Origin of the sequence: Mycobacterium sp. E2497 (assembly GCF_001668695.1) — a bacterium.
Classification (GTDB): domain Bacteria; phylum Actinomycetota; class Actinomycetes; order Mycobacteriales; family Mycobacteriaceae; genus Mycobacterium.
Map to the genome: position 1 here is coordinate 25514 of NZ_LZKD01000201.1, position 8717 is coordinate 34230.

8 protein-coding genes and 2 pseudogenes are annotated in these 8717 nt (G+C 70.5%); 3 read left to right on the plus strand and 7 right to left on the minus strand.

All coding sequences use genetic code 11. From position 1 onward, the window contains the following. Position 1: 1 nt before the first annotated feature. The 6 genes from A5713_RS18375 to A5713_RS18400 form a co-directional block, all read right to left on the minus strand. Complete coding sequence (locus A5713_RS18375; RefSeq protein WP_068097869.1) at positions 2–1228, minus strand: O-succinylhomoserine sulfhydrylase; 1227 nt, start codon at positions 1226–1228, stop codon at positions 2–4. Further along, the gene (locus A5713_RS18380) at positions 1225–1659 is read right to left on the minus strand and encodes a rhodanese-like domain-containing protein (RefSeq protein ID WP_067920605.1); all 435 of its coding nucleotides are present in this window, start codon (positions 1657–1659) and stop codon (positions 1225–1227) included. The genes A5713_RS18375 and A5713_RS18380 overlap by 4 nt, the downstream gene beginning before the upstream one ends. 40 nt (positions 1660–1699) lie before the next feature. Next, positions 1700–2914: a formate-dependent phosphoribosylglycinamide formyltransferase gene (gene purT, locus A5713_RS18385; protein WP_068097871.1), complete on the minus strand. Its 1215-nt coding sequence runs from the start codon at positions 2912–2914 to the stop codon at positions 1700–1702. 44 nt (positions 2915–2958) lie between these two features. Continuing rightward, the gene (locus tag A5713_RS18390) at positions 2959–3597 is read right to left on the minus strand and encodes a PaaI family thioesterase (RefSeq protein WP_068097874.1); all 639 of its coding nucleotides are present in this window, start codon (positions 3595–3597) and stop codon (positions 2959–2961) included. Beyond that, a complete protein-coding gene (locus A5713_RS18395; protein WP_067920610.1) occupies positions 3594–4892 on the minus strand; it encodes an adenylosuccinate synthase in 1299 nt (432 codons plus the stop codon). The genes A5713_RS18390 and A5713_RS18395 overlap by 4 nt, the downstream gene beginning before the upstream one ends. Before the next feature lie 254 nt (positions 4893–5146). Further along, positions 5147–6025: a histidine phosphatase family protein gene (locus A5713_RS18400; RefSeq protein ID WP_067920621.1), complete on the minus strand. Its 879-nt coding sequence runs from the start codon at positions 6023–6025 to the stop codon at positions 5147–5149. A gap of 311 nt (positions 6026–6336) precedes the next feature. Between A5713_RS18400 and A5713_RS18405 the strand changes: the two genes are divergently transcribed. The 3 genes and pseudogenes from A5713_RS18405 to A5713_RS18415 all read left to right on the plus strand — a co-directional run. Then, entirely contained in the window at positions 6337–6984 is a 648-nt protein-coding gene (locus A5713_RS18405; protein WP_068097876.1) for a peptidase M50, read from the plus strand. Between the two features lie 9 nt (positions 6985–6993). After that, on the plus strand, positions 6994–7767 hold the full coding sequence (locus tag A5713_RS18410; protein WP_067920614.1) for a site-2 protease family protein: 774 nt from the start codon (positions 6994–6996) through the stop codon (positions 7765–7767). 40 nt (positions 7768–7807) lie between these two features. After that, positions 7808–8497, plus strand: a pseudogene (locus tag A5713_RS18415) (cation diffusion facilitator family transporter); the annotation flags it as partial. 2 nt (positions 8498–8499) lie between these two features. On the opposite strand, the pseudogene A5713_RS18420 reads toward A5713_RS18415, so the two are convergent. Further along, positions 8500–8717, minus strand: a pseudogene (locus A5713_RS18420) (cation transporter); the annotation flags it as partial.

Consider the following 8717-nt stretch of genomic DNA (forward strand, 5'->3'; position numbering starts at 1 on the left):
ACTATGTCAATGCCTGGTCGATGTCGGCGATCAGGTCGTCGGTGCCCTCGAGCCCCACGGAGATCCGGACCACGTTGTCCCCGAGGCCGATCGCGGCGCGGCCCTCCGGGCCCATCGCGCGGTGGGTGGTGGTGGCGGGATGTGTGACAAGGGATTTGGCGTCGCCCAGATTGTTGGAGATGTCGATCAGCCGCAGCTTGTCCAGCACCTCGAAGGCCCGTTGTTTGGCGGCGCTTTCGGGACAGTCGAGCGCGAAGGTGATCACCGTCCCGCCGCCGGACATCTGGCGCTTGGCCAGGTCGTATTGCGGGTGCGACGGCAGGTACGGGTAGCGCACCCAGCTCACCGCCGGGTGGGTCTGCAGGAATTCCGCGATCCGGTGCGCCGAGGAATTGCTGTACTGGACCCGGATGGCCAGCGTCTCAAGGCCTTTCACCAACACCCAGGCGTTGAACGCGCTCAGCGCCGGTCCGGTGTGCCGCATGAGCTTCTGCACCGGGCCGTCGATGTACTCCTTGTCGCCGAGGATGGCGCCGCCGAGCACCCGGCCTTGGCCGTCGATGTGCTTGGTGCCCGAGTACACCACCACGTCGACGCCGAGCGGAATGCCCTGCTGCAACAGCGGCGTGGCGAAGACGTTGTCCAGCACCACCTTTGCCCCCGCGGCGTGCGCGAGCTCGACCACCGCGGCGATGTCCACCAGCGACTGCATCGGGTTGGACGGCGTCTCGAAGAACACGGCCTGGGTGGGGACGGACAGCGCCTCCTCCCACTGCGCCAGGTCGTCGCCGTCGACGAACACTGTTTCGACACCCCAGCGCGGCAGGATCTCGTTGCACACCACGAAGCACGACCCGAACAGGCTGCGCGAGGCGACCAACCGGTCCCCGGCCGCCAGCAGCGCGCCCAGCGAGGTGAACACCGCCGCCATGCCGCTCGCGGTGGCGAACGCCGCGGGCGCGCCCTCGATGAGGCGCAACCGCTCCTCGAACATCGACACGGTCGGATTCCCGTACCGCGAGTACACGAAGTGGTCCAGCTCGCCCGTGAACGAGCGCTCCGCGACGGCCGCCGAGGAATAGACGTAGCCGGACGTCAAGAACATCGCCTCGGCGGTCTCGTCGAACCCCGAGCGCAACAGCCCGCCGCGCACGCCGATGGTGGCCGGGCTGACGCCGTCGGGCAGCGCCTTGGGTGTGCGGACGGAGTCCCCCGGCGGGGAGCTCACAGCTGCTTCCAGGGCAATCCGATGGCGCGCCAGCCCGATTCCCCGCGCTGCCCCGCCGCGTTGACGTGGCCTTCGAACCCGTCCAGCACGTTGTAGGCCGGGGTGATGCCGGCCCGGGTAGCGGCCTCGGCCGCGCCGATCGACCGGTTGCCCGAGCGGCACAGGAAGACCACCGGCCGCTCGGCCTCGGCGTCAGGCACGCGATCGCGCAGCTCGTCGGTGAAGTTGGCGTTGAGCCTGCCGTCGGAGGTGTTCCACTCGATGAACACCACCTCGCGACCCAGGCTGGACAGGTCTGGCACGCCGACGAACCGCCACTCGGCGTCGGTGCGCACATCGACCAGCACCGCATCCGGATTGTCGTTGAGCAGCTGCCATGCCTGCTGGGGCGTGATGTCTCCGGCGTAGGAACCCGGGCGCTCTGTGCTCATGACCCCGAATCGTAACGAGGTCACCGCAGCGGGGGATAACTCAGTGCGCGGGGTCGCGCGCGGCCAGCCGGCTGGCGACCTCGCGGGCGCGGTCGCGCGCCGCCGCCACCTCCGGCGCCGTCGCCAGCGCCTGGAACCCCCGCCCGACGACGCGCAGGTCGCTCTCGGGCACGCTCAGCGCCCGCGCCAGCGCGTGGGCCGACGCGTCTGCCCGCTGCACCCGGTGCGCCGCGCCCGGCGAGATCATCATGGTGTCCACCGGCAGGCCCAGGATGGCGCGGGCCTGCAGCTCGAACGCCGACAGCCGCTGGCTGCGCACCGTCGCCCAGGCGCTGTCGGCGGGGCCGGGCGCAACGTCGGCGAAGTAGACCTCGTCGCCGTTGATCATCAGCTCGACGGCAAACACGCCGCGCCCGCCGAGCGCCTTGACGATCCGCGCCGCGACCGATCTGGCGGCATCCATCGCCGCCTCGCTCATCTTCTGCGGTTGCCACGACTCCAGCGCGTCGGCGTGGCCGCCGCGATGGCCGATGGGCGAGCAGAACTCGATCACCGGCCCGTGGGGCCCGTCGCTGCGGACCGCGAGCAGGGTGACGTAGAACTCGACCTCCACCACGGTTTCGGCCAGCACCCGGTGCTGGTCCGCCGGGCCTGAGATCGCGCGCTGCCAGGCCGGCCCGATGTCGTCGGGTCCCGACGCCACCGATGGCGCCCCGCCCGCGGCCGCGTGCACCGGCTTGACCAGCAGCGGATAACCGGCGTGGGCGCCCACCGCCTCGAGTTCTGCGACGGAGCCGACGAACCAGAACGGCGCCGTGGGCAGCCCCAACTCGTCGGCGGCCAGCCGGCGCAGGCCCTCCCGGTCGCCGGTGAGCCGCACGGCGCGGGCGCCGGGCACCAACTGCGTGTGCGCACCCTCGAGGGCCTCGAGCGCCTGGCCGGCGACCGCGTCGGTCGCGGTGACGACGACGTCGGGCCGCAGCCCCCGGACCGCGGCGGTCAGCTCGTTGGCATCGGCCATCGGGACGACCAGCGACTGATCGGCGACCCCGTGCGCGGGCGCGCCCGCGTGCCCGTCGACGGCGATCACCCGAGCGCCGAGGCGCCGCAGGGCGATCGCCAGTTCGCGGCTGAGCTCCCCGGAACCCAGCAACACCACTCGCGGCCCGGCACCGGCCCCCTCGGCAGGTGGCTGCGGGGGCACGGCGAGCACCGTCGTCCTGTCGTCTTGTCCTTCGGTCGGGCCGTCAGTCACCGCTCAAGGATAGGTCGGTCGCGCGGGTGGCCGACCTGGCCGCGTTAGGGCTGACCCGGCAGCAGCCGCACCATCAGCCCGTTGGCCTCGGCCAGCACCGTGTCGTCGCGGTCGAGGAGTTCGGCACCCACGAACGCCTTGCGGCCCTCCGTGCTCGTGACGCGGCCGCGCACCACCAGCGGCGCGTCGATCGGGGTGACCTTGCGGTAGTCGACGTGCAGGAAGGCCGTCCGGCTGATCGGCCGCCCCGCGGCGTGCGACACCATCCCGAACATGTGGTCGAACAGCAGCGGCAGCACGCCGCCGTGCACGGCGTGGTTTCCGCCGACGTGGAACCGGCTGAAGTAACCGGTCATCTCGACCCCGTCCGGCGCGTAGCGCGTCAGCGTCCATGGCGGCAGCAGCAGGCTGCCCATGCCGGGCAGGTCGGGCGTCCGGCCGGCCGGCGCCTTGCCCTCGTCGGCCTCGAAGGGCGTGAGCAGCCGCACCAGGGCGGCGGCGCGGTCGGCCGCGTCGTCCCACACATCGTCGCCGGGGTCGGCGGACACGGCGAGGTCCTGCAGCGTGCGCATGGCGGCGACGAAGCGGCCGAACCCGGCGCCCGGGCTGGCCGGGCCGTATTCGGGAAAGCCGCCGTGGTGTTCGTATTCGGGGTCGAGTTGTTTGGGATCCGGCTCCGTCACGCGCGGGCCGCCAGGACGTCGCGGCGCACGATCGTCTGTTCCCGGCCCGGGCCGACGCCGATGCACGAAACATGCGCCCCCGCAAGCTCTTCCAGCCGCAGCACGTAGTCGCGCGCCTTGGCGGGCAGGTCGTCGAATTCGCGCGCCGCCGAGATGTCCTCCCACCAGCCCGGCAGCTCCTCGTAGATCGGTTCGGCACGCGCCAGTTCACTCTGGGTCATCGGCATGTCGTCCATACGCATGCCGTCCACCCGGTAGCCGACGCAGACCGGCACGGTTTCCAGGCTGGACAGCACGTCGAGCTTGGTCAGGAAGAAGTCGGTGATGCCGTTGACCCGGGTGGCATAGCGGGCGATGACGGCGTCGAACCAGCCGCAGCGGCGGCGCCGGCCGGTGGTGACGCCGAATTCGCCGCCGGTCTTCGACAGGTATTCGCCGTTCTCGTCGAACAGTTCGGTCGGGAACGGCCCGGAGCCCACCCGGGTGGTGTAGGCCTTGAGGATCCCGAGCACGGTGGTGATCCGGGTCGGCCCGATGCCGGACCCGACGGCCGCGCCGCCCGCGGTCGGATTCGACGACGTCACATAGGGATACGTGCCGTGGTCGACGTCGAGCAGCGTGCCCTGCGAGCCCTCGAGCAGCACGGTCTCGCCGGCCTCCAGCGCGGTGTTGAGCAGCAGCCGGGTGTCGCGGATGCGGTGGCGGAAGCCCTCGGCCTGTTGCAGCAGGGCCTCGACCACCTGGTGCGGGTCCAGCGCCTTGCGGTTGTAGATCTTGACCAGGATCTGGTTCTTCAGCTCCAGCGCGCCCTCGACCTTGTGCGTGAGCAGCTCGGGGTCGAGCACGTCGGCGACCCGGATGCCCTGGCGGGCGATCTTGTCCTGGTAGCACGGCCCGATGCCGCGGCCGGTGGTGCCGATCTTCTTGTTGCCCATGTAGCGCTCGGTGACCTTGTCGATGGCCACGTGGTAGGGCAACAGCAGATGGGCGTCGGCGGAGATGAGCAGCTTGGTGGTGTCCACGCCGCGGTCCTCGAGGCCCTTCAGCTCGTCGAGCAGGACCCCGGGGTCGACCACCACCCCGTTCCCGATGACGTTGGTGACGCCGGGGGTCAGCACCCCGGAGGGGATCAGGTGCAGGGCGAAGTTCTCGCCGTTGGGCAGGACGACGGTGTGACCGGCGTTGTTGCCCCCCTGGTAGCGCACCACCCACTGCACGCGACCGCCGAGCAGGTCGGTCGCCTTACCTTTGCCCTCGTCGCCCCATTGGGCGCCGATGAGGACGATTGCCGGCATGACTTGCTCCCGCCTGCTTACTGTCGTTCTACTGGCAACGCGCCGTATCTTGCAGCGCTGCAACGGTTTGCGGCATCACCCGGTGGCTCGAGCCGCCGCCTCGCACCAGCGTCCCGGTTGACCACTCCGGGACCGTGCGCGTAGCTGGAGGCATCTTCGCTTGCCGCGCTCACGTGGCGATCCTAAACGTCGGGTGGCGACGTACCCGCGCCAAGGGCCGTTTGATCGCCACACGTGTCCCCGACAGCCCCGGCTCACGGCGTCACGGACGGTTGAGCAGCGCATACACCGCCGGCGGTCGGCTCGTCCAACATCAGGCACAGGGGCTGCTTGGGGTCACGGCCGGTCCTCTTGGCCGCCCAGCCCGGCCACACCGGTTTCCCGTTCCAACTGACCAGCCTCCAGCCATCGTGCGGGTTGCCCCGGATCACGACGATGCCGGCGTTGGGCAGCGGGTCGAAGAGCAGCAGCAGCGGGTCGGGATTCTTGACGCTCATCATGGTCCCGACGCCGATCGCGAACTCGCTGGAGAACGCCACCTCGGTGATAGTGCCGCCCGCGGTCCGGACCGGGTTGGCCATGGCGTTGCCGTACATCGTTTGCAGGGAGTCGTTGAAGCGGCTCGCGTCGGTGACCGCGTTGCCGTACATCGTTTGCAGCGCGCCGTTGAACCGGTTGTGGAATTCGAAGCCGTTGGTGTCGGTGGAGCCGGGAGCCAGCATCGGCACGATGCGCAGCCCCAGCAACCACGCCACCGGACCCAGTAGGTAGACCAACCCCGCCAAGCTGAACTGCGGTCGGCCATTGAAAATGCCGGCGTCGATCTCGTTGAGGCCGGGCAGTGCCTGAACATTCATCCCCAGCGTGGCGGCCAACGGCGCCGCCGTCTGCTGCGTCCTGATCAACTGTGACGCGAAGATCCCGGCGAACGGGCCCTGCGCGGCCAGCGCATTGCCGACGTTCTGCGCCTGTTCCTGGCCGAGTGCGGTGAGTAACGTTCCGGGCACCGCCGTGTCGATCACGCGCGCCGCATTGGCCTCCGACTGGCCATGCCGCACCAAGTCGATCACGATCGATTCGTCGGCCGAGGCCTTCGCCGGCCCGACGCACAACAGGACGGCCGAAAGCGCCAGGGCGCCGGCACGGCGGAGTTGCTTCGTCAGCAATGGACGCGCGCCGGGCCGGTACCAGACAGCGGCGGCGCGGTTCGCGCGATTGAGAAGAGGGCGGTGAGGCGGCGAATGGCAGTACTCCGTTCTCTTGGCCACCCATTCGTTGACCCCGTGGCAGGAGTAAAGTATCCGGTTGCTACCAGGCGGTGGCGCAACAACTTTCGCAGTCCGAAACGATGTTGTGACTGTGTCGTTATGACGAGATCTTCCTGCGCCCAAATGGTCTGGCCGTCTAGCGAACGAGAAGGTTTGAACGACAAGGGTATCGACTGGTGAAGCAGGAAGATCGCGCCGTAGCGGTGCTGCTGTTCGGTGATCGACGCGCGCCCCGCTCGTTGACCGGTTCACCTGTCCACCGCGTCGCCGGTGCGGCCGACGTGGACAACGCGATCGGGCCGCACCGACGGCTGGTGGTGATCGGCGCCGACGCCGACCTGGCAACCGTGCTGACCCGGCTGCTGCGCGCCGGCCGGCTCGACGTCGAGGTGGCCTACGTGCCGCGGCGCCGCACCCGCGCGACCCGGGTCTACCGCCTGCCCGCCGGGTGGCGCGCGGCGCGTCGCGCCCGGCGAGGAGCCCCTCGGCGGGCGACCCTGCTCCGCGACGAAACCGGGTCGGTGGTCGTCGGACGGGCCGGCTGGGCGCCGCCGGAGGGCGAGCCGTTCGTCCACGGCGAGGCGGTCGTCGACGACGCCGTGTTGTTCGACGGCGACATCCGCGCCGTCGACATCGAGCCGACGCTGGCGGTGCCGGGTCTGCGCGCCCGGGTCGCGACGGGCCGGCGGCGCTGGGTCGCGGGTCGCGCGGCCCAGCTGGGCAGCACCGGGGCCACCGTGGTGCGCGACGGCGTGCGCGCGCCGCGCGCGGCGCGCCGGTCGACGTTCTACCGCAACGTCGAAGGCTGGCTGGCGGTCCGATAGTTTCGACCGGTGAACCAGCCCGCCCGGCGCGAATCGGTGCGCCCCAGCCCCATCTTCCTGGCCCTGCTGGCCTTGACGGCGGCCGGCGGCGCGCTGGCGTGGCTGGCCGGCAGCACCGTGCGGCCCCTGGCGTACTTCGGGGTGTTCACGTTCGTCATCGCCGGCTGGCTGGTGTCGCTGTGCCTGCACGAATTCGGCCACGCCGTGACCGCCTGGCGATTCGGCGACCATGACGCCGCGGTGCGCGGGTACCTGACGCTGGATCCGCGCCGCTACAGCCATCCCGCGCTGTCGCTCCTGCTGCCGATGGTGGTCATCGCGCTGGGCGGGATCGGCCTGCCCGGCGCCGCGGTGTACGTGCGGACCTGGTTCATGACGCCGAACCGCCGCACCATGGTCAGCCTGGCGGGCCCGGCGGCCAACCTGGTGCTGGCGGTGCTGCTGCTGGCGCTGACGCGGCTGTTCTACGACCCGTTCCACCAGGTGCTGTGGGCCGGGGTGGCGTTCCTGGGGTTCCTGCAGCTGACGGCGCTGGTGCTGAACCTGCTGCCCATCCCGGGCCTGGACGGGTACGACGCCCTGGAGCCGCACCTGAGCCCCCAGACGCAGCGCGCGGTGGCGCCGGCCAAACAGTGGGGCTTTGTCATCGTGCTGTTCCTGCTCTTGCCGGCCAGCCACTGGTTCTTCCAGCTGGTGCTCTGGCTCTTCGAATTCTCCGGCGTGCAGCCCTGGCTGGTGTCCGCCGGCAACCTGCTGACCCGCTTCTGGAGCCGCTGGATCTGACTCTTGCCATATATGCGTGAGTCCGCATATATTGCACGGCATGGGCGCCGGTCACAATCACAGTCCCGCCGAGACCGACGGGTCCCGGCTCATTCCCCGCATGATCATCGCCGCCGCGATACTGGCGGCGTTTTTCGTGGTGGAGCTGACCACCTCGTTGCTGATCAACTCCATCGCACTGCTGGCCGACGCCGGCCACATGCTGACCGACGTCGTCGCCGTCTTCATGGGCCTGGCCGCCGTGACCCTGGCCCGCCGCGGCAGCTCGTCGCCGTCGCGGACCTACGGCTGGCACCGGGCCGAGGTGTTCACCGCGGTCGCCAACGCCGGGCTGCTGATGGGGGTGGCCCTGTTCATCCTTTGGGAGGCGATCCAGCGGCTCAGGGAGACCCCGTCGATCCCCGGCGTGCCGATGATCGTGGTCGCGCTGGCCGGGCTGCTGGCCAACCTTGTGGTCGCGTTGCTCCTGCGGTCCCACTCGGGGCAGAGCCTGGCGGTCAAGGGCGCCTACATGGAGGTGGTGGCCGACAGCGTCGGCAGCCTGGGCGTGCTGATCGCCGGTGTGGTCACCGTGACGACGCGCTGGCCCTACGCCGACGTGGTGGTCGCCGTGCTGGTCGCGCTGTGGGTGCTGCCGCGGGCGATCTCGCTGGCCCGCGACGCGTTGCGCATCCTCTCCGAATCGTCACCGACCCACATCGACGTCGAGGAGCTGCGCTCGGCGCTGGGCCTCTAGAAAGTCTCCGAACACCCCGCGTCGTCCGGGGCGTCGATCTGGACGGTGGCGTGCTGCAGCCCGCGGGCCGACAGCACCGCCCGGGCGTCCTGCAGCACCCGCGCGGAGTCGCCGTCGCTCCGCAGGTGCGCGGTGCACATGTCCTTGCCGGGCGACAGCGTCCAGACATGCAGATCGTGCACCTCGGTCACGCCGTGGAGGGCGCCCAGCGCCG

Bases quoted from the DNA above. Each gene is read 5' to 3' on its own strand.
- A5713_RS18380 (WP_067920605.1), bottom strand. From the start codon at position 1,659: ATGAGCACAGAGCGCCCGGGTTCCTACGCCGGAGACATCACGCCCCAG.
- A5713_RS18395 (WP_067920610.1), bottom strand. From the start codon at position 4,892: ATGCCGGCAATCGTCCTCATCGGCGCCCAATGGGGCGACGAGGGCAAA.